Here is an 18,298-nt window from a genome sequence, read left to right as displayed (position 1 = left end):
AACCTGCCGGCAATCAGGGTTTCCATTGCATTAACCCTGCATTGCCGGATGTGATTTAGCCAAACTTTTACCACGATCGCCTAGCCTTCCTCGAAAGGGGGAGGCGCCACGCCTCCGCGTATATGAGCAGGGCGACATGAATACAGAATTCGAAGCATCCCACCGTTTTGCAGAAATAGCGCTCGGCGCGTTGAAGCAATCGGGTCTTGCATGCGGGCCGCGTAATTATGAATTGTGGTACGCGCATGTGGAAGGCGGCAATTCCGCCCTTTCAAACGCCATGCAGCAGGCAATGGACAAAAGCGGCAAGCTTTCTCAGGACAAGGCCGACAGGCTTTATAAAGAATTTATTCAGCATGCAGAAGTCTCAAACGACGTCATGGATCTGGTGGCCCGGTTTCACGCCGAAGTCTCAGATCTTTACGATATCGTTGAACAAACCGGCGAAAACGCACAAGGCCACAGCCAGACGCTGACGGATATTTCCGACCAGCTTTCTGATTCACAGCCGGATGTTCCGGCGGTGGGAATGCTGCTCGAAAATATTGTCACAATCGCCAAGTCCATGCGCGCGGAAAACGAACTTCTGGAAACGCGCCTTGCAGAGTCCGCCAGCGAGGTCAGCGCCTTGCAGCGGGATGTGGAGGCGATACAGGCCGAAGCCATGCGCGACGCGCTGACCGGCGTTGCGAACCGGGCTACGTTCGACCGCTCGCTTTTGGACCACATCGAAGAAGCGATCGAGTCGGATGCGCCGCTGACGCTTCTTCTTGGCGATATCGACCGCTTTAAATTGTTCAACGACACCTGGGGGCACCAGACCGGCGATCAGGTGTTGCGCCTTGTCGCTGACGTGATGAACAATAATGTCAAGGGTCAGGATCTGGTTGCGCGCTATGGCGGCGAAGAGTTTGCCGTTATCCTGCCGGATACGTCTTTGCAGAACGCAAAAATGCTCGCCAACAGAATTCGCGAGGCTGTGCAGTCCCGGCGTCTGAAAAAACGCCGGACGAACGAAGATCTTGGCGTCGTCACCATGTCAATCGGCGTTGCGCAGTTCGATGGAAACGACTCCGTGGAATCCCTGGTGGAGCGCGCGGACAAGTGTCTCTATGCGGCGAAAGACGCCGGGCGCAATTGCGTCATCGACGAGCAGGAGTTTGCCGGCCGCGGCGGCGCGCGGGCGAAGGGCGCCGCTTAAAACTAGTCTTCGCTGATACGCGCGAGCAAATAGTCCCGCGCTTCGTTGATTTTCGCCGCCAGATAATCCGTACCGCCTTTGTCGGGATGAAGTTGCGAAATCAATCTGCGATGAGCGGCCCGCACCGACGGCGCGTCCGGATCGGCGTCAAGTCCCAGCACCGACAACGCTTCTTCCTCGCTCATGCGTTTCGCCGGCGCCGGGGCGGAACCGGGCGGCGGATTGTCCTCTTGCGTTTGTCCGGCGCGCCATGATTCGATCGCCATCACGCCGCCTGCGCCAACCAGCACCATGAAAGCAAGCGGCCATAATTTCGCGGCGAAAAGCGCCGCCGTCAGCGCCAGCAACACGACTATTTTCAGGATCGCAACGGATTTGCGCCCGTCGCCCTCCTGATTGCCTGCGAGGCGAAACAAGAGCCATCCGGCTGCAACGGCGGCGACGACAAGGGTGATAAATCCAGTCCACATGGAAGACAGTCTAAACTGCTCCGGACGGCTTGTGGAAAATATTCAAATGCAATTGTGCGCTCAGGCGGCAGCGGCCTTGTCGGCTTCGTCCGCTTTTTGCGTTTCCGGCAGATTAAGAGACGCAACGAGCGAGCGGATTTCAAGCCGCGCCGTCACATGGCTCATGGTGGTCAGACGCACCGGCGAATCCACGCCGCCAAGATCGAGCAGAGTCAGGCCTATGGGAAAAAGCTCGCGATAGATCACCCGGTCGCCAAACCCCCGGGCAAGCCGGAAGCCGATGCGCGAGGAGAGCTCTTCCAGCTTGTCGCCCATATTCTTTTTGTTGCGCGCGCGCGTGGCGGATAGCCGGTTTCGCATCACCACCCAGTCAATACCGCCCGGCACGCCGGTCATCGCCCGCTGCTTGCGCGCAGTCCAGACCATTTCACTGTAAAGGCTGGGCCCGGTAACCCGCCCCGTCTCAGGGTCGATCCGCGCCAGCAAATCAAAATCGACGAAACTGTCGTTCAGCGGCGTGACGATAGTGTCCGCATGCAGATGCGCCAGACGGGACAAATGCGTATTGGCCCCAGGGCAGTCGATAACCACAAAATCGCACCCTTCAAGCGATTGCAGCGCGGATTTCAGATTTTCGGTTTCTTTCGCCTGGCTCTCGGCGCGGCTGTCGAGGGCGGACGGCTCAACATCTACCTCAACCGGAAAAAGCAGCTCTTTTCCCTTGATTTCACAGAACTTTCTGCGGTTTTCGATATATCGCTTCAGGCTTCCCTGGCGCAGATCGAGATCTACCGCCCCGACCTTGTGTCCGGAACGCAATAGCGCCACCACAAGATGCATAGCGGTGGTGGACTTGCCCGACCCGCCCTTTTCATTTCCGAGTACAATTACATGGGTCATAGAAACGTTCGCTCCCGGCGGCTGTTTCGCCGGATTTCATGAATTTTGCATACCGATGAGAAACCATCTCCCGCTAGTTTCGATTGTGAGACGATTCTGGTTTCTATGGCGATAGTCAAAAATGTCGGCGTTCTCGCTGTTTTCATCTGCACTCTGGCGATGTTCGCATCACCGGCCAATGCCGATATGGGACTTTATCCGCTTCGCCACGTGCTAAGTAAAGACAACCCCCACGCCGTATTCACGGTCTCAAATCCCTCGGACCGGATCATCGACGGCCGGGTCGGATGGATAGACCTGACGGCGACCGAGACCGGCTATGCGGCCGCGACGCCGGAGGCGCGCACTGCGTTGAGCGCCGCGCCCTACCTCATCGTTTCACCGGCCAGCTTCCGGTTGAAACCGGGCGCGCGCATGCAGATCGAAATCCGCTTGCGCGAGGGCGTGAAAATACCGAAGGGCGAACGCCGCTCGCACCTGCTTGTTGAAACCGAAGCGTCGCGAACCCCTATCCGAAAAGCGAGCAGCAGCGGCCTGCAGGTGGATGTCGGGCTTGGCGTTTCCGCGCCGGTCATATTGCGAAACGGCGGCAAGGCGAAAGCCAAAATCGCTGAAACGCGATTACTGCGCGATGAAGACGGCCTGTTGCAACTCGAAACCGCTATCGAACCGCAGGGCGATAATTCAACATACGGACGAATTGTCGTCGACTATACGCCGGAAGGCGGCGACCAGACGCACCAGTTGGGCGTCAGGGAAAATGTCGCCGGTTTCACGGACGCGCCATTGCGTAAAGTTTCCGTGCCGTTTGGATTTGTCGCCCTGAACGCGGGCGAGCTGGTGGTGCGCTATGAAGGCGGCGGCGAGTATGAGGATATTGTTTTCGACGAACGCGCTTATGATCTGGAGCCGCCGCTGGAAGGCGAGTAAATCAGCTGTCGGTTTCAGCCAGTGAAAGGCGCTCGCCCTCAAAACTTTCCACCGAACAGAACATGCCCCTGGTTTTTAATTGCGCGCAAAGGGAGATGGCCTTGTCCCGCTCAGAAAAACCGCCGCCGATGAGACGCAAAAACAATCCTTTGTCCTTAACCTGAATAGTTTCGACACGAGGCTCCAGAAGGCCCAGTTCATCGGGGTTTTGCCGCTGCAACTGGCGCCAGCCGGCGCGGGCCTCGTCCATCTTCCGGTAAGAGGCGAGATGAACGCCAAACAACACGCTTTCGGTTACAATCTCGCTGTCCGCCTCGTTCTCGAATACAGTTTCGTTCGATGCAAATGTCGGCTGTACGAGTCTTGGCGCGGTCTGGACCGGCACGTCGGATTGCTCAAGCGCTGGCGACGCCGCGTCGTCAACCACCGCAGTCGATGTTTCTTTTTTATCATCGACGATTTCAGGCGCCGGCGGCAGGGACGCCTGCGCCGCCGCATCGGCTTCATCATCCGCCATCGCTTGCGCCGCAGCCGCGGTCCGGTCGCGTTCGCGCTGCATGGCGAGAACTTCGTTGGCGAGACGGGCGTTTTGAGATTGCAGCCGCGCGACTTCCGCCTCCAGCGCTGCGACTTTCATGGTTTGCGCCGCTGTTTCCGTTTCGCTGACGGCAGGGGCAACATCTTCATCAGCGCCGCTGAAGGTTGCGCAGGCCGAAAGCAGGCAAAACGCGGAAAGGACGCCAAAACCCCGGCCCATGGAAGACATTGCTGATTTTTTTTGCACTCGCCTGTTTTTCCCCAAGAGCTGATTTAAAGCATCGCGCCCGCCCCTCATCAGGCGGCGATCAGATCTCAGTGTCAGCGTCATAAAGCGTCTCCGGCTCTGAATGCTACATGGATAAAGACATCAAGACATGATCCTTCGGCAAGCCCTCTTCGGCCCCGGAATTCCGGTACTTAAAAACTGAAGGGCCGCTTATGGGATATTCAGAATCACTGCGATGATAGTCGCCCAATCGCGCGCGTCCAAGCTTTAACGGGCCGGGCGGGTTGATTATCGCGAATATTTGCCGGGCCTCGTCGCGCGTAGGCCTTTTCAGCGCGCCGCGCCTATCGGGCTGCGCCGCCTGCGTTTCTCTGGTCAAATGAAAGCGGCGCATAGGTTAAATCCGCGTCTGCGGCGTCTTTTTGCATTAATCCTACGTCATAGAACAAGGCGGTGCCGCCTTCGGTTCCCCCCGCCAGAAACACGAGGACTTCTTCCATACCGTCATTATCGAAATCAGCATTCGCCAGTTCCTGCATTTCGACAAACCGCGAATCCGCCGCGACCCGCCACTGGTAATCGCCGGGCTGCGAGACAACGACGCGGTCCGCCTCATCCTTGACTTCCCCAATGCGCAAAACACCTTTCAGACCCGCAACCTCTTCCGCCGTCGGCGATCCGTCAGAGAAAAAACTGCGCGAGGGCGCTTGCGCGTTCATCATCGCCGCCAGCGCGCCGCAGGCCCGCACAAAATATCCTTCGCGGCGCATTTCGCGGCTGTTGGGCGCAAACCAGCCGTCGAAATTCATCTCGCGATAATCCCTGCAGGTTCGGCAAGTTTGCGGCGCCACGCTTGTATCGGTGGGATGGGTCATGCTCATCTGGACGGCCTCGCCCTGCAGATCCAGCACAGGGTTATCAAGAAGCGCTGATAACTCCCGCCCGCCGTAACATCCCTTCCCGGCGCCGGAGAACAACGGCATTTCGGTTTTCAGACAGATTTCATAGCCGTTGCCGGCCCCCGCCTCGGGTGCGCCATCGCCGCCAATTTGCTGTTGCGCGACAAACGCTGTCGCCGCGGCGCCAACAGCGCCCGCACCCATGATTATCGGTCGTATGGCAACCATCACAATAACCCCAATTCTGCCAGTTTGAGCGTCAGTTCCGGCGGCGGCGCATTTTTGTTCCGGCGCTTTTTCAGATCGGAAGGCGCATCGTCTCCGGGCAAATATCGCCATCCCTGAAACGCCCGGCGCGGCGCGGGCGCGGTCCGCACATAATCCGGATCGAGGAGAATGGCGGTTCGTTCAATCTGATCGCTTCCGGTGCGCCGTTCGAACCCGATAATGCGCTGGCGCGCCAGAATAACGCCCTTGATCACCCAGTAAATCGAACCGCCCGTCAGCAATTCTTTTTCGCGACGCGGATGCATGCGCGTCAAATGATCGTGTACGCGACCGCGCCCGGCGTCAGCGTTCGCACGCACGCGATAATCGATGCGCGCAACCAAATCTTCCAGGCCGTCCGCGCCGGCGCAAAGTTTGACAAGATGAAGCGTCATAGCGAATTGCTAACACGAACCGGCGCGAAAAATTCGCTATTCCGCAACGCGCATTCTCGCCAGGTCGCGCGCCCGCTGGCGTTTGAGGTCATGGCGGGCGCTGCGTTTCACCAGGATATAAAGTATGAAATAACACATGGCCGCGCCGATCGCTGAAAGCCAGACCGGTAAATTCTCGAACAGTGTTGCAAAGCGGTCATAGGAAAGACCCAGCGCTTCAGCGATGCCCGGCGCTTCCTGCCCGATAAGCAGTATCACGCCGACGCCCGTCATCACAAAGGCCAGCAGCCCCGCCAGCAGGGCGCCGATGGTCACGCCCATATCGGCGCGCTCTTCGGCGCGCGAGATGATCATTTTGGACGGATCGCCGGATAACGCCTGCGTCGCGGCGAATAGCGCGCGCGTGCGCGCCGCGCGCTCTTCCGGGGCAAGCTCCCTTTTCGAATCGTCCTTGAACTTCTCAAAGTCGACGAGCGGTTTTGCATTCAGCACACGGTCCGACACGAATTCAGGCTCACACTCCGCCGCCGGCAAAACGTCCGATGACGGAACAACAAGCGCTGCGTCCGTCGGCATCAGGAAGAGAGACTTTTCCGCAGCGCGCCGCCTGACAAGGCCGTCCAGCGTTGCGAGTTCATTGTTGACGAACGCTTTATTCCATAATTCGAAAGCGTTGGCGGCGCCGATCTTGTCGCCCGCGTTCAACTTGCGCAGCACCGTGGAGCGCCGCCAGTTGTCCTCGCCGATATTGAAGATAAGCGAGACAAGGGCGTCATGTTCGTTCTGATTGAGCGGCGCGCGCACCGTATCACCGATCAGATTTTCAATCGGCCGGACATCGTCTTTTAAAAGACGCTCCGCATCGCCCTCGGTTACGCTCATGCCATGGCGCGCCGTATCCGTATGGCCATAGCCCACCGACCATTGCTCTGTAGGCGCATAATGCGCCGACATGCGAAGGCCCTCGTAACCCTTAATCAGATTAAGACCGGTCTCTCCCGTCCGCATCAGACCCGCACTACCCCTCTAATTCACGCATCACCCACACGACGCTCACTCTCGTCGATATTCTCCGGCGGCCCCGCCGCATTCCGCTCTTCGCGCAGCTTCCCCCGACGAATATCGTTAATGATTCCTAACATGGACGCGCTGATTTTGGTAGACTGGCTGTGCGCCTGGGCGTATTTCCGCGATCAGCGGCGCCAAAACGGCACAGTTTGGGTCGAATACCCCGCATCCATCCAGACGCCGATTGTGACGCCCTTGGGGGAAAAATGAGTACTCCATTGAATTTTTTGCGTTTTTTAATGGCGGGCCGACACCCGCAAGCGCTCGATTCTGGCACAAGACTTGGGTGGAATGCCCCGCAGGGCCCATTTGCCGGATCCAAGCGCCAAACGGGGTGTATTCGGGTATAGTAAACAGGCGGGGGCGTCAGAGGTGTTTATGTTGGGTAACGGGATCACGAATATCATCGCCGCCGCAATCATTGCGGTCGCGATCGTGCTGACAGGCGGCATTGGCGGGAAAAACGGCTCGTCAGCCATGTCCGAGGAAGAATTCTCAGCGTGGTATGCGCGCGCGGTCGGCGATATTCGCAACGATATTGTCGTCAATTGCGGCTGCTGCGGCGAAGGCGAAGGCCAGAGGAGGGCCGCCGCCGATTCTTTTTAGCACCCCGCCCGGTTCCTCTTCGGCTCGCCGGATATAACCCGGTAACGCCAGTAGAACCGAGGCGGGGTCCGCCACCGCCGACGCCGCTGACGCCGGTCTTTCCGCCGGATACGCCGGTGTTCACGCCGCCGCCGACATCGCCGCCCGTGTTTCCGCCGCCGGTGACAATCCCGCCGGTCATTCCGCCCTGCGATGAAGACACGGATGAGGATTGCGAACCGCCCACCGAGCCGCCGGTCGATGCGCCCGAACCCGGCATCCTCTTTCTGCTGATGATCGCCGCCAGCGTTTACTGGCTGTATCGGCGAAGGGCGCTCCGCCTTCGCTGATCCCTATCCCGCCGCCGGCAGAAGAACGGCGGCGGCGAGACCGAGAAAGACGAAAAAGCCGACAATATCCGTAACGGTCGTGACAAAGACGGCGGACGAGACCGCCGGGTCGGCCCCGGCGCGCTGTAATCCGATGGGAATGAGGATGCCGGCGAGACCAGCCGCCAGAAGATTGATCACCATCGCGACGCCCACAACGACGGCGAGGTTCGCGGCGTCCGCCTGTGAGCCCCAGCCGCTGGCGAAATACCAAACGCCCGCCAAGGCCCCCATAATCACCGCGAAGATTACGCCGTTGAGAAAACCGACCAGCGCTTCGCGAAAGACAATCCGCGCCGCATTGGTGGCGGTCAGGTCTTTTGTCGCCAGCGAGCGCACAACGACTGTCAGGGTTTGCGTTCCGGCGTTGCCGCCCATGGACGCAACGATCGGCATCAATACCGCCAGCGCAACAATCTGACCGATGGCGGCGTCGAACATGGCGATCACCAGCGAGGCGAGGATCGCGGTGCACAGATTGATCGCGAGCCAGGAAAAGCGCGAACGCACGGTTTCGACGACGGAATCCGATAGCCCCGTATCAGCCTCGACGCCGCCCAGCGCCAGCATGTCCTCGTGGGTTTCCTCGCGCACGGTTTCAACCACATCGTCCACCGTCACCATGCCGATGAGGCGTTCGGCGTCGTCAACTACCGGCGCGGAGATGAGATTGTACTGCTCGAAAAGATAGGCGACTTCTTCCTGATCCATGGTCACCGGCACCTTGCGCATGTCCCGGCTGGTCATGATGTCCTGGATCACCGTCTCGCGCTTCGACTTTAACAGCGTCGACAGCGGGACGGAGCCGATCGGCTTGAAAGACGGATCAACGACGAACACCTCGTAAAACCTGTCCGGCAATTCTTCTGTGCCGCGAAGCCGGTCGATAATCTGGCCTACCGTCCAGAAAGCGGGCGACGCGAAAAACTCGCGCTGCATAAGGCGGCCGGCGCTATCCTCCTCGAAATCGAGCGCGGCGCGCAGGGCAAGCCGGTCTTCGATAGGCGCGAGCGCCAGAATTTCCGCCTGCTTTTCCTCGTCGAGATCCTCAAGCACGAACGCCGCGTCATCCGTATCGAGTTCCATGACAGCTTCGGCGACCTTCGCCGGCTCCATGGCGTCGATAACATCCTCGCGCAAGTCTTCATCGAGTTCCGCCAGCACCTCAGACGGTATCGCGCCACCGAGCAGGGCGATCAGGGAATCGCGCTCATCCTCGCGCAACAGACCGAACAGGTCGGCGATGTCGGCCGGATGCATTTCCCGGGTCAGGCCTTCATAAGCTTCCAGGTCTTCCGCATCTATGGCGTCTTCTATGGAACGAACGAACTCAGGCGATAGCGTCTGGTCGTCCGCAAACTGACCATCTTCCTCCGGCGGCGTGCCGTCGGGGCGCGTTTCGTTCTCGGCGGGCGCAATTTCAGACATGAACCCCTTCCGGATTTGGCGGTCAAAGCCGTTAGAAAGTCTGGATAATCATGTTGCTAAGCCAGCCCATAAACGAACGCAAGAGATGATGAAGCTGTAAGATGTCCCGCTTGGAAAGCCATCCAAGAACCCTTACATCTGCCTAGCAAGCAGCTATGGCGCTTTATGAGCACGTTCTTTGCCAGCCAGGTAAATCCAGCGATTGTTCTCCTGTTCATCATTTTGATGATTGGCGCGGTAATCTATTTTCGGCGTAAACGTTAATTTAAACGACTTTAATCGCGGAAATTGAAAACGCCGCTGAGGATAATCGCGACCGTCACGAGCCAGAGAACGCCAGAGACTTTCGTCGCCAGCCACATTTTCTTTTTGATCTTAGGCTCGGCCGGCGCGCCGGGATCGGCGCCCTTAACGCCGTCGTCGGGACGCTCCCAGCGCCCCTCCACTTCGCGGGGCAGCACCGCCAGAAAGGCGACCCACCACCAGATAATGTAAATAACGATCGCGCCGGCGGGGTTCATGAATCCAGCCTTAATATATGCGTGATGATAACGGGCCGCTTGCCCCACACCTCGTCGAAATAGACGCGTACGGCGCGCTTGACCGCCAGCGCCACGGCCTCGTCATCCTTGCGTTTGGCTTTCGGCATGTCGGTCACGGCGTCCTCTATTTCATCGGCGAGGTCGCCCGCGGGATCTTGCGAACCGGCGCCCTCCTCCCAAACGACGCCAGCACCGTCTGCGGCGACAACATCGCAAAGCTCGCCTTTTCTGTCGAAAGCCAGCGAAACGGCCAGCACGCCAGCGTAGGAGAGTTTGCGACGCTCGCGCATGGGGGCCGCGCCGTCCGGCAGCAGAACGTCGCCGTCAAGATACATGCGCCCCGCAGGAACCTGGTCAATGCGTTCCGGCCCGTCAGGCGCAACGCGAATGAGATCGCCGTTGCGCGGCGCAAAGGATTTTTCTGCGCCAAGTTCAATGGCGAATTCAGCGTGCTCTTCCAGATGACGCGCTTCACCGTGCACAGGGATCGCAATCTGCGGGCGGGCCCATTCATACATGGAGCGCAACTCTTCGCGGCAGGGATGGCCGGAAACATGCACGAACTCGTCTTTCTCGGTGATGATCTTGACGCCCAGCTCAACAAGGTCGTTCTGCAAATTGTAAATTTCCCGGTCATTGCCCGGAATAATTTTTGACGAAAAGATCACCGTATCGCCTTCCGACAGGGTGAGGTCCCGGTGATCGTTACGGGCGATGCGCGAGAGCGCCGCGCGCGGCTCGCCCTGCGAGCCTGTGCACAGATAAAGCACATGTTCTCGCGGCAAGTGTCCGGCGTCCTTAGGCTCGACAAAAGACAAACCCTCCGGCAGGAGACCCGTCTCCCGCGCCGCTTCGACGATGCGCAGCATGGACCGGCCGAGCAGGCAGACGCTGCGGTCGGCGGCGGCGGCGGCCTCGCAGATTGAAACGACCCTTGAAACGTTGGAGGCGAAGGTGGTCACCGCGACGCGGCCTTCCTGTTCCGCGATCAGCTTCGTCAGCGATGTCCTGACAGCGGTTTCCGATCCGGATTCGCCCGATGAAAGCACGTTCGTTGAATCGCACACCATGGCGAGAAGCCCGTCATCTCCCAGTTGCTTGATGGTGTCGCTGTCGGTCACGGGACCGAGCGACGGCGTTGCGTCGAGTTTCCAGTCGCCGGTATGCAAAATCGTTCCAAGCCCTGTGCGCAAGATCACGCCGCTCGGTTCCGGAATGGAATGGGTAAGCGTGACATATTCAATGTCGAAGGGCCCAAGCTTGAAGCGCGCATTCATATCGATCACGTTCAACTCCACGCCCGTTTCCCCGTATTCGGCGAGCTTGCGTTCCACCAGCGCCGCCGTGAAGGACGTTGCATAGATCGGGCAGCCGAGCTTCGGCGCAAGCAGCGCGACGGCGCCGATATGATCTTCATGGCCATGGGTCAGCAAAAGCCCGTGCAGCGCTTCTTTTTCCTCCAGAATATAGGACGGGTCCGGACAAATCAGATCGACGCCCGGCGTGGAAAGGTCGCCGAACATCACGCCGCAATCGATCATTACCCATTGCCGGTTGGCGGCCGATCCGAACCCGTAGAGGTTCATGTTCATGCCGATCTCGCCGGACCCGCCGAGCGGGAGAAAGACAAGCTCCTTGCGCGACATCAGCTTGCGTCCTTCAGGCGTTTCGAAATTTCCAAAAGTCCCCGGATGGTCAGGTCATGATCGAAGATGTCGATCGCATCCGTCTGTCCTTCAAAAAGAGATGCGATGCCCCCTGTCGCAACGACGCGCATCGGTTTTCCGTATTCTGATTTAATGCGCGCCACCAGCCCTTCGATCAGGCCGATATAGCCCCAGAATACGCCTGTCTGCATGGCGCCCACCGTATCCGTGCCGATAACTTTGGGCGGCTTTTCGATGGCGATGCGCGGCAGCCGGGCGGCGGCCTCGTGCAGCGCCTGCATGGAAAGGTTGATGCCGGGCGCGATGACGCCGCCTTCAAACGCGCCGTCATCCGCAACGATATCGAAATTCGTCGCAGTCCCTGAGTCAACGACGACCAGCGGCCCGCCATGCGCCGTGTACGCGCCGACGGCGTTCACCAGCCGGTCGGCGCCCGCTTCGGAAGGCTTGGCGATGCGCACCTCAACGCCCGGAATATTGTCGTGGCCAATAACAAAAGGTTCGCAATCAAAATACCGCCGCGAGAGATTGCGTAAATGAAACAGCGATTGCGGCACCACGGTGGAAATGATGCAGCTTGAGATGTCGGACAACTTGTAGCCGTGAAACTCCATGAGTTGCGACAGCCAGACGGCGTATTCATCCGCCGTTCGGACTGTCGACGTCGACGAGCGCCACTGCGCCGCCGGTTCATCGCCTTTAAACAGCGCGATGACCGAGTTGGTGTTGCCGACATCGATAGCGAGCAGCATTGGAGCCGTTCCGTTTCTATTTCTTTTCTTCCGGCGCGAAAAAAACTTCGCCCGCAGCAATTGTCCGCTTTTGGCCGCCCGAGCGCAACACCAGCGCGCCGGACGCATCGAGGCCGTCGAAAACGCCTGTCAGAGTTTGGTTCGGCAGGCGCACCGTGATTTCCCGGCCAAGGCCCGCAGCGCGCGCCAGCCACGCCTCCCGCACCGGCGCGAAACCGCGAGCGCGCCACGCCTCGTAAAGCGGCCAGAAATGCGCATCGAGCGCCGCGGCGAAATCCGCCGGTTCGGGCGCTGGCTCGGGCGCTGTATCTGCATAATCCAGCAGCCTGGCCGTTTGATACGGCGTATCCGCCGGCGCCGTTACAATATTGACGCCGACGCCAATCGCGAGATGCGCGCTTAATTTTTCAAGCAAGACGCCGGCGCATTTTTTGCCGCCGGTCAGGATATCGTTCGGCCATTTCAGGCTGATTTTCTCCGGTGGAACATGATTTTCCAGCACAGCCGCCAGCGCCAGAGCGACGATGAAAGACACCTGCCCCAGCGCTTCGCCGTCAATTTCCGGTTTGAAAAACAGCGTGCCTGCAAAATCGCCAGTCCGCTGTTCCCACCGGCGCCCGCGCCGGCCGTAGCCGGCTGTCTGTGTGAGCGCGACGATCCAGCGCGGCCCGTTTTCGCCGGCCTCGATACGGCGTTTCGCCTCAAGGCTTGTGGAATCGAGCGTGTCGAAAAGTTGCAGATCGGCGCCGGAGGCGAGCCTCGTCACTTAAAACAGGGACGCGGCTGCGCGCCCTGCCGCCTGCGTCAAGGGGCCGATAAAAATCGTCAGCAGCGGGAACATCAGCACCGCCGATCCCCAGGCGGCGATGGTCAGGACCGGACCGGCGTCGCGTTCGAAAACCGGCGCGGGCTCGTCAAACCACATGAACCACACGATACGCAGATAATAAAACGCCGAAATCGCGCTGGCGACGACGCCTGCGACCGCAAGCCAGATCAGATCGGCTTCGACGGCTGCAAAAAACACGAACCACTTGCCGAAGAAGCCCGCGGTCGGCGGCACGCCGGCGAGAGAGAACAGCAGCACCGTCAAAATCAGCGCCATCGGCATATTGGTGCGCGAGAGCCCTGCGAGGTCGGAAATATTCTCGCTCATGCCGCCGCGACGGCGCATCATCAGGATCACCGCAAAAGTCCCGATGGTCATGACGATATAAATCGCCATGTAGATCAGCACCGACGAAACCCCTTGCGATGTGCCGGCGGCGAGACCGATCAGCGCATAGCCCATATGGCCGATGGAGGAATACGCCATCAGGCGCTTGATGTTGGTTTGCGGGATAGCCGAGAACGCCCCGACCGCCATGGAGGCGATCGCGATAAGGGCGATGACCGGACGCCAGTCATCGACAACGCCCGGAAAGGAACTCGTCAGCACGCGCGCGAACAGCGCCATGGCGGCAAGCTTTGGCGCGGCCGCGAAAAACGCCGTCACCGGCGTTGGCGCGCCTTCATAGACGTCAGGCGTCCACATATGGAACGGCGCGGCGGAAATCTTGAAGGCAAGCCCCGAAATCATGAACACAAGACCGATAACGAGGCCGGTGTTCTGGTCGGTTGAAGCCGCGACGCGGGCGATCCCTTCGAATGTCGTCGTGCCCGTAAATCCGTAAACCAGTGATGCGCCGTAGAGCAAAAGACCGGATGAAAGCGCGCCCAGCACGAAATATTTCAGGCCTGCTTCGGTGGAGCGGCGGCTGTCGCGGTTAAAGGCGGCGAGAATGTAAAGCGCGAGACTTTGCGTTTCTATCCCCATGTAAAGCGAGATGAGATCCGTCGCCGACACCATCAGCGACATGCCGAAGGCGGCGAGTACGATCAGCACCGGATATTCGAACCGGCCGAGCTTTTCGCCGGCGAGAAAGCGGTCGGACATCAGGATTGCAAAAGCGGCGGCGCCGAAAATCAGGATTTTACAGAACCGCGCAAACCCGTCGATGGCGAAGGCGCCGTCAAAAAGCGAGGCGTCCTGTGCGCCGGCCGGCGAAAACACAACGAGCACGCCGGCAATCGCGAGCAGGACCACCGACGCAATCGAAATTTTGCCCGACGATTCATCGCCGAGAAAAACGCCGGTGATCAACAAAACCATGGCGCCGATTGCGAGCGCAAGTTCCGGCCAGGCGAAAGAAAGGGTTTCAAAAAGGCCCATTACGCCCCTCCCGTCTGGCCGAGGGCCGTGTTGTAATTATCGATCAGGAGATCGACCGCCGGCGAGAACACCGAAAGCGCCGGACCCGGATTAAACCCGAGGAACAGGGCGAAGGCCATCAGGACAACCAGCATGCCAAGCTCGCGCCGGTCAACATCCGGTATTGTCATCAGCGCTTCCTTGGTGAGATCCCCATAGATCACCTGACGGTAAAGACGCAGCGCATAGGCCGCCGAGAGTATGACGCCGAAGGCGGCGAAAAACGCGATCCACGAATTGACCTTGAACGCGCCGGTCATGGCGAGAATCTCACCCACGAACCCGCTTGTCCCCGGCAGGCCGACATTGCCGAGCGTGAAAAACAGAAACAGGAAAGCGTAAAGCGGCATGCGGTGCACGAGGCCGCCATAGGCTGCGATTTCACGCGTATGCATGCGGTCATAGACGACGCCGACGCATAAAAAGAGCGCGCCGGAAATAAATCCGTGTGACAGCATCTGGAAAAGGCCGCCCTCTATTCCCTGCTTCGTGCCGGTGAATATCCCCATGGTCACGAAACCCATATGCGCAACGGAAGAATAAGCGATGAGCTTTTTCATATCCTCCTGCGCCAGCGCCACCAGCGAGGTGTAGATAATGGCGATGATCGACAACGCGTAAATCAGCGGCGCGAAATCGGCGCTCGCAATCGGGAACATCGGCAGCGAGAAGCGTAAAAATCCGTAGCCGCCCATCTTCAAGAGGATCGCCGCCAGCACAACGGAACCCGCCGTGGGCGCCTGAACGTGTGCGTCAGGCAGCCAGGTGTGCACCGGCCACATGGGCATCTTCACGGCGAAAGAGGCGAAGAACGCAAGCCAGAGCCATTTTTGCGCGCCCGCCGGAAAGTCGAATTGCTGCAATGTCGGAATGTCGGTCGTGCCGGCTTCAGCATACATCCAGGCCATGGCGATGAGCAGAAGCAGCGATCCAAGCAGCGTATAGAGGAAAAACTTGATCGCGGCGTAAACCCGGCTCGGCATGGATACGCCGGCGAATTCTTTCGTGCCTTTCGAGCCCCATACGCCGATGATCAAGAACATCGGGATCAGGCTGCCTTCAAAGAAGAAATAGAAGAGGAACAGGTCAAGCGCGCAGAAAACGCCGATCATCAGCGTTTCCAGAATCAGAAACGCAATCATGTAGTCGGCGACACGGGTTTTGATGGAATGCCACGACGCCAGCACGCAGATCGGCATGATGAAGGTCGTCAGCAGAACGAACAGGATCGAGATCCCGTCGACGCCCATTTTATATTGAATGCCGGACCCGACCCAGGCGAATTCTTCCACCAGCTGGTAGCCGGCGATGGACGGATCGTAGAGCGCATAGACGAACAGCGAGACAAGAAAGGTTCCAGCCGCGAACACCATGGCGACCCAGCGGGCCACATTGTCCATTTGCGCCTGTTCGTCGTCGCTGACGGAGCCGTCGTCATTCGTTTTCAGCATCGCCCGGCGCAGCATGATGCACAGGGCGCCGATCAGCGGCGTGAAGGTGACGAGCGTCAGCCAGGGCTGGTTTGCAAAACTCTCGGTCATTATTGGCCGCCCCCGGCGCGAATAAGGATGAAGGTCACGAGTATCGCAATGCCCACCAGCATGGCGAAGGCGTAATGATAAAGATAGCCGCTCTGCAGTTTGACCATGCGCCGCGCGCCCGAGGCGACGGCGGCGGAAATGCCGTCAGGCCCCATGCCGTCAATGGTCTTGCCGTCGCCGTCCTTCCACAGGAAGCGGCCGATGGCGAGCGCGGGCTTCACGATGATGAAGTCGTATATCTCGTCAAAATACCACTTGTTCTTGAGGAACGCGTAGATCATGCCGCCGGGGCGCAACAGGCCCGGCTTTAACGGATCGCCGCGCAGGTAATGCCAGCCCGCCGAGAATGTGCCGATGAGCATGGCGATGAAGGGCGACCACAGAACCCACATTGGAATTTTATCGTCTTCAGAACCGCTATAGGCCTCGTCAGCGTCTTGATCGCCCGCCGCCAGGTCGCCGTAACCTTGCGCAGCGGCGCCTTCCTCCGCATAAGGCGCATCGCCATGATCAGATGCCTCATCGCCATGATGCGCTTCCGCAGTGTAAAGCGCGCCATTCCAGAATTGATCGGACCCCTTGCCAACAAAGTTCGGATAAAACGCCATACCAGCAAATAGAGCGCCAATAGCGAGCGGCACCAGCGGCATCATCATGGTATCCGGCACGGCGTGCGGGTGTTTGCGGATATGTTCCGGCGCGCGGGACGGTCCCCAGAAGGTAAGAAAGATCAGCCGCCAGGAATAGAACGCCGTCATGACGGCGGCGAGCAATCCCATTACAAATGCGAAATTGCCGAAAGTTCGCCCAAGATGGCCAGCATGCCAAGCGCCTTCGAGCACGATATCTTTTGACACAAAACCCGCCGTACCGAACGGCGCGCCGAACAGATAAAAGCCCGGTATGCCGACGCCGGTAATCGCGATCGTGCCGATCACCATCAGAATATGCGTGAACGGCATGAGCGATTTCACGCCGCCCATTTTCTTGATGTCCTGCTCGTGATGCATGCCGATGATGACGGCGCCGGACCCGAGGAACAACAAAGCCTTGAAAAACGCATGCGTGAACAGGTGGAACATCGCCGCGTCATAGGCGCCGACGCCCGCTGCGAAAAACATGTAACCAAGCTGTGAACAGGTGGAATAGGCGACGATCTTTTTAATGTCGTCCTGCAACAAACCGACGGTCGCGGCGAAGAAAGCCGTGACCGCGCCAACCATTGTTACCAGCGCAGCGGCGCCCGGCGCATATTCGAAAAATACCGAGCAGCGGCAAACCAGAAAAACGCCCGCCGTCACCATGGTCGCGGCGTGGATCAGCGCGGAGACCGGCGTCGGGCCTTCCATGGCGTCGGGCAGCCAAGTGTGCAGGAGGAACTGCGCCGACTTGCCCATGGCGCCGATGAACAAAAGCACCGATATCACCGTCAACGCGTGCCAGTCATTGTCGAGGAAGTTGATGGTGAGTTCCTGGATCGGCGCGCCGGCGCCCGCGTTCCATGGCGTCACCATGGCGTTCGTCGCCACCGCCTGGAAGACTTCATCGAACTGTATGGACCCGAAGACATAGTAAACGGCCATGATGCCGAGGGCGAAACCGAAATCGCCTACGCGGTTGACCACAAACGCCTTGATAGCCGCGTCGTTCGCCGATTTCTTTTTGAACCAGAAACCGATCAGCAAATAGGACGCAAGGCCAACGCCCTCCCAGCCAAAGAAGAGCTGCAGGAAATTATCCGCCGTCACCAGGGTTAGCATGGCGAATGTAAAAAGCGAGAGATAGGCGAAAAACCGCGACTGCTCGCCGTAGTCCTTCATGTAGCCCATGGAATACCAGTGAACGAGGAAAGAGACAGAATTCACGACGACCAGCATCACCGCCGACAGCGTGTCGAGCCGCACCGCCCATTTCGCCTCGAAGCCGCCGGATGCAATCCATGTGAACAGCTCTATGGTGCGCGCATTGCCGCCGAGCGCCACGTCGAAAAACAAAAACCATGAGATGATCGCCGCGACCAGCAACAGGCCGGTCGTTAGAAATTCCGCCGCACGATAACCGGCGAGACGGCCCACCGGCATCGCCAGCATGGCGCCGAACAGCGGCAGTAAAACGACAAGCGCGTCCATATTGCGTGCTCTTCCCCTAGCGCTGTTTGTCTTGACGCCCATCCTTCGAGACGTCCATTTCCTTCATCCTGAGGGCGTGCGCAGCACGCGTCTCGAAGGACGAAGGAAATGAGCTCCT

Annotated in this window: 19 protein-coding genes; 5 read left to right on the top strand and 14 right to left on the bottom strand. The window is 59.1% G+C overall.

Annotation, left to right across the window (positions count from 1 at the left end):
• Positions 1-136: 136 nt before the first annotated feature.
• Positions 137-1,201, top strand: a complete 1,065-nt coding sequence (locus ACQK2Q_RS01305) for a GGDEF domain-containing protein (protein WP_425407955.1) — start codon at positions 137-139, stop codon at positions 1,199-1,201.
• A 2-nt stretch (positions 1,202-1,203) separates the two neighbouring features.
• Here the strand turns inward: ACQK2Q_RS01305 and ACQK2Q_RS01300 are convergent, their stop codons facing one another.
• Positions 1,204-1,671, bottom strand: coding sequence for a molecular chaperone DnaJ (locus ACQK2Q_RS01300; protein WP_425407954.1), 468 nt, complete (start codon positions 1,669-1,671; stop codon positions 1,204-1,206).
• 60 nt (positions 1,672-1,731) lie between these two features.
• Positions 1,732-2,571 (bottom strand): division plane positioning ATPase MipZ, encoded by an 840-nt coding sequence (locus tag ACQK2Q_RS01295; RefSeq protein ID WP_425407953.1) that lies wholly within the window; start codon positions 2,569-2,571, stop codon positions 1,732-1,734.
• Positions 2,572-2,676: 105 nt separating this feature from the next.
• On the opposite strand from ACQK2Q_RS01295, the gene ACQK2Q_RS01290 reads away from it, so the two are divergent.
• Complete coding sequence (locus tag ACQK2Q_RS01290; protein WP_425407952.1) at positions 2,677-3,501, top strand: hypothetical protein; 825 nt, start codon at positions 2,677-2,679, stop codon at positions 3,499-3,501.
• 1 nt (position 3,502) lies between these two features.
• Here ACQK2Q_RS01290 and ACQK2Q_RS01285 read toward each other — a convergent pair whose 3' ends face one another.
• The 4 genes from ACQK2Q_RS01285 to ACQK2Q_RS01270 form a co-directional block, all read right to left on the bottom strand.
• Complete coding sequence (locus ACQK2Q_RS01285; RefSeq protein ID WP_425407951.1) at positions 3,503-4,285, bottom strand: SPOR domain-containing protein; 783 nt, start codon at positions 4,283-4,285, stop codon at positions 3,503-3,505.
• A 326-nt stretch (positions 4,286-4,611) separates the two neighbouring features.
• The gene (locus ACQK2Q_RS01280) at positions 4,612-5,394 is read right to left on the bottom strand and encodes a hypothetical protein (protein WP_425407950.1); all 783 of its coding nucleotides are present in this window, start codon (positions 5,392-5,394) and stop codon (positions 4,612-4,614) included.
• Positions 5,394-5,828, bottom strand: coding sequence for a DUF1489 family protein (locus tag ACQK2Q_RS01275; protein WP_425407949.1), 435 nt, complete (start codon positions 5,826-5,828; stop codon positions 5,394-5,396). Before ACQK2Q_RS01275 ends, ACQK2Q_RS01280 begins: the two co-directional genes overlap by 1 nt.
• A 36-nt stretch (positions 5,829-5,864) precedes the next feature.
• Positions 5,865-6,836, bottom strand: a complete 972-nt coding sequence (locus ACQK2Q_RS01270; RefSeq protein ID WP_425407948.1) for a lysozyme — start codon at positions 6,834-6,836, stop codon at positions 5,865-5,867.
• Between the two features lie 132 nt (positions 6,837-6,968).
• Between ACQK2Q_RS01270 and ACQK2Q_RS01265 the strand changes: the two genes are divergently transcribed.
• The 3 genes from ACQK2Q_RS01265 (at position 6,969) to ACQK2Q_RS01255 (ending at position 7,831) form a co-directional block, all read left to right on the top strand.
• On the top strand, positions 6,969-7,106 hold the full coding sequence (locus ACQK2Q_RS01265) for a hypothetical protein (RefSeq protein WP_425407947.1): 138 nt from the start codon (positions 6,969-6,971) through the stop codon (positions 7,104-7,106).
• Positions 7,107-7,274: 168 nt separating this feature from the next.
• Positions 7,275-7,502: a hypothetical protein gene (locus tag ACQK2Q_RS01260; RefSeq protein WP_425407946.1), complete on the top strand. Its 228-nt coding sequence runs from the start codon at positions 7,275-7,277 to the stop codon at positions 7,500-7,502.
• 116 nt (positions 7,503-7,618) lie between these two features.
• On the top strand, positions 7,619-7,831 hold the full coding sequence (locus ACQK2Q_RS01255; RefSeq protein ID WP_425407945.1) for a PEP-CTERM sorting domain-containing protein: 213 nt from the start codon (positions 7,619-7,621) through the stop codon (positions 7,829-7,831).
• 3 nt (positions 7,832-7,834) lie between these two features.
• Here ACQK2Q_RS01255 and mgtE read toward each other — a convergent pair whose 3' ends face one another.
• The 8 genes from mgtE to nuoL all read right to left on the bottom strand — a co-directional run bounded on the left by mgtE (position 7,835) and on the right by nuoL (position 18,180).
• Positions 7,835-9,298, bottom strand: coding sequence for a magnesium transporter (gene mgtE, locus ACQK2Q_RS01250; protein WP_425407944.1), 1,464 nt, complete (start codon positions 9,296-9,298; stop codon positions 7,835-7,837).
• 275 nt (positions 9,299-9,573) lie between these two features.
• Positions 9,574-9,819 carry a DUF1467 family protein gene (locus ACQK2Q_RS01245; RefSeq protein ID WP_425407943.1) on the bottom strand — a complete coding sequence of 82 codons (246 nt, stop codon included), beginning with the start codon at positions 9,817-9,819 and terminating at the stop codon, positions 9,574-9,576.
• Complete coding sequence (locus ACQK2Q_RS01240; protein ID WP_425407942.1) at positions 9,816-11,486, bottom strand: ribonuclease J; 1,671 nt, start codon at positions 11,484-11,486, stop codon at positions 9,816-9,818. Before ACQK2Q_RS01240 ends, ACQK2Q_RS01245 begins: the two co-directional genes overlap by 4 nt.
• The gene (locus tag ACQK2Q_RS01235) at positions 11,486-12,259 is read right to left on the bottom strand and encodes a type III pantothenate kinase (protein ID WP_425407941.1); all 774 of its coding nucleotides are present in this window, start codon (positions 12,257-12,259) and stop codon (positions 11,486-11,488) included. Before ACQK2Q_RS01235 ends, ACQK2Q_RS01240 begins: the two co-directional genes overlap by 1 nt.
• 16 nt (positions 12,260-12,275) lie before the next feature.
• A complete protein-coding gene (locus ACQK2Q_RS01230; protein WP_425407940.1) occupies positions 12,276-13,025 on the bottom strand; it encodes a biotin--[acetyl-CoA-carboxylase] ligase in 750 nt (249 codons plus the stop codon).
• Entirely contained in the window at positions 13,026-14,471 is a 1,446-nt protein-coding gene (gene nuoN / locus ACQK2Q_RS01225) for an NADH-quinone oxidoreductase subunit NuoN (RefSeq protein WP_425407939.1), read from the bottom strand.
• Positions 14,471-16,051, bottom strand: a complete 1,581-nt coding sequence (locus ACQK2Q_RS01220; protein ID WP_425407938.1) for an NADH-quinone oxidoreductase subunit M — start codon at positions 16,049-16,051, stop codon at positions 14,471-14,473. The genes nuoN and ACQK2Q_RS01220 overlap by 1 nt, the downstream gene beginning before the upstream one ends.
• On the bottom strand, positions 16,051-18,180 hold the full coding sequence (gene nuoL, locus ACQK2Q_RS01215; RefSeq protein WP_425407937.1) for an NADH-quinone oxidoreductase subunit L: 2,130 nt from the start codon (positions 18,178-18,180) through the stop codon (positions 16,051-16,053). Before nuoL ends, ACQK2Q_RS01220 begins: the two co-directional genes overlap by 1 nt.
• Between the last annotated feature and the right edge of the window lie 118 nt (positions 18,181-18,298).

Origin of the sequence: Hyphococcus sp., assembly GCF_965228385.1 — a bacterium.
GTDB lineage: Bacteria > Pseudomonadota > Alphaproteobacteria > Caulobacterales > Parvularculaceae > Hyphococcus.
This window is presented reverse-complemented; position numbering and strand designations above follow the sequence as displayed.

What these genes read in the sequence shown, in the direction of transcription:
- ACQK2Q_RS01305 (WP_425407955.1), top strand. Translation starts at nt 137, where the DNA reads ATGAATACAGAATTCGAAGCATCCCACCGTTTTGCAGAAATAGCGCTC.
- ACQK2Q_RS01300 (WP_425407954.1), bottom strand. Translation starts at nt 1,671, where the DNA reads ATGTGGACTGGATTTATCACCCTTGTCGTCGCCGCCGTTGCAGCCGGA.
- ACQK2Q_RS01295 (WP_425407953.1), bottom strand. Translation starts at nt 2,571, where the DNA reads ATGACCCATGTAATTGTACTCGGAAATGAAAAGGGCGGGTCGGGCAAG.
- ACQK2Q_RS01290 (WP_425407952.1), top strand. Translation starts at nt 2,677, where the DNA reads ATGGCGATAGTCAAAAATGTCGGCGTTCTCGCTGTTTTCATCTGCACT.
- ACQK2Q_RS01280 (WP_425407950.1), bottom strand. Translation starts at nt 5,394, where the DNA reads ATGGTTGCCATACGACCGATAATCATGGGTGCGGGCGCTGTTGGCGCC.
- ACQK2Q_RS01275 (WP_425407949.1), bottom strand. Translation starts at nt 5,828, where the DNA reads ATGACGCTTCATCTTGTCAAACTTTGCGCCGGCGCGGACGGCCTGGAA.
- ACQK2Q_RS01270 (WP_425407948.1), bottom strand. Translation starts at nt 6,836, where the DNA reads ATGCGGACGGGAGAGACCGGTCTTAATCTGATTAAGGGTTACGAGGGC.
- ACQK2Q_RS01265 (WP_425407947.1), top strand. Translation starts at nt 6,969, where the DNA reads ATGGACGCGCTGATTTTGGTAGACTGGCTGTGCGCCTGGGCGTATTTC.
- ACQK2Q_RS01260 (WP_425407946.1), top strand. Translation starts at nt 7,275, where the DNA reads ATGTTGGGTAACGGGATCACGAATATCATCGCCGCCGCAATCATTGCG.
- mgtE (WP_425407944.1), bottom strand. Translation starts at nt 9,298, where the DNA reads ATGTCTGAAATTGCGCCCGCCGAGAACGAAACGCGCCCCGACGGCACG.
- ACQK2Q_RS01245 (WP_425407943.1), bottom strand. Translation starts at nt 9,819, where the DNA reads ATGAACCCCGCCGGCGCGATCGTTATTTACATTATCTGGTGGTGGGTC.
- ACQK2Q_RS01240 (WP_425407942.1), bottom strand. Translation starts at nt 11,486, where the DNA reads ATGTCGCGCAAGGAGCTTGTCTTTCTCCCGCTCGGCGGGTCCGGCGAG.
- ACQK2Q_RS01235 (WP_425407941.1), bottom strand. Translation starts at nt 12,259, where the DNA reads ATGCTGCTCGCTATCGATGTCGGCAACACCAACTCGGTCATCGCGCTG.
- nuoN (WP_425407939.1), bottom strand. Translation starts at nt 14,471, where the DNA reads ATGGGCCTTTTTGAAACCCTTTCTTTCGCCTGGCCGGAACTTGCGCTC.
- ACQK2Q_RS01220 (WP_425407938.1), bottom strand. Translation starts at nt 16,051, where the DNA reads ATGACCGAGAGTTTTGCAAACCAGCCCTGGCTGACGCTCGTCACCTTC.
- nuoL (WP_425407937.1), bottom strand. Translation starts at nt 18,180, where the DNA reads ATGGACGCGCTTGTCGTTTTACTGCCGCTGTTCGGCGCCATGCTGGCG.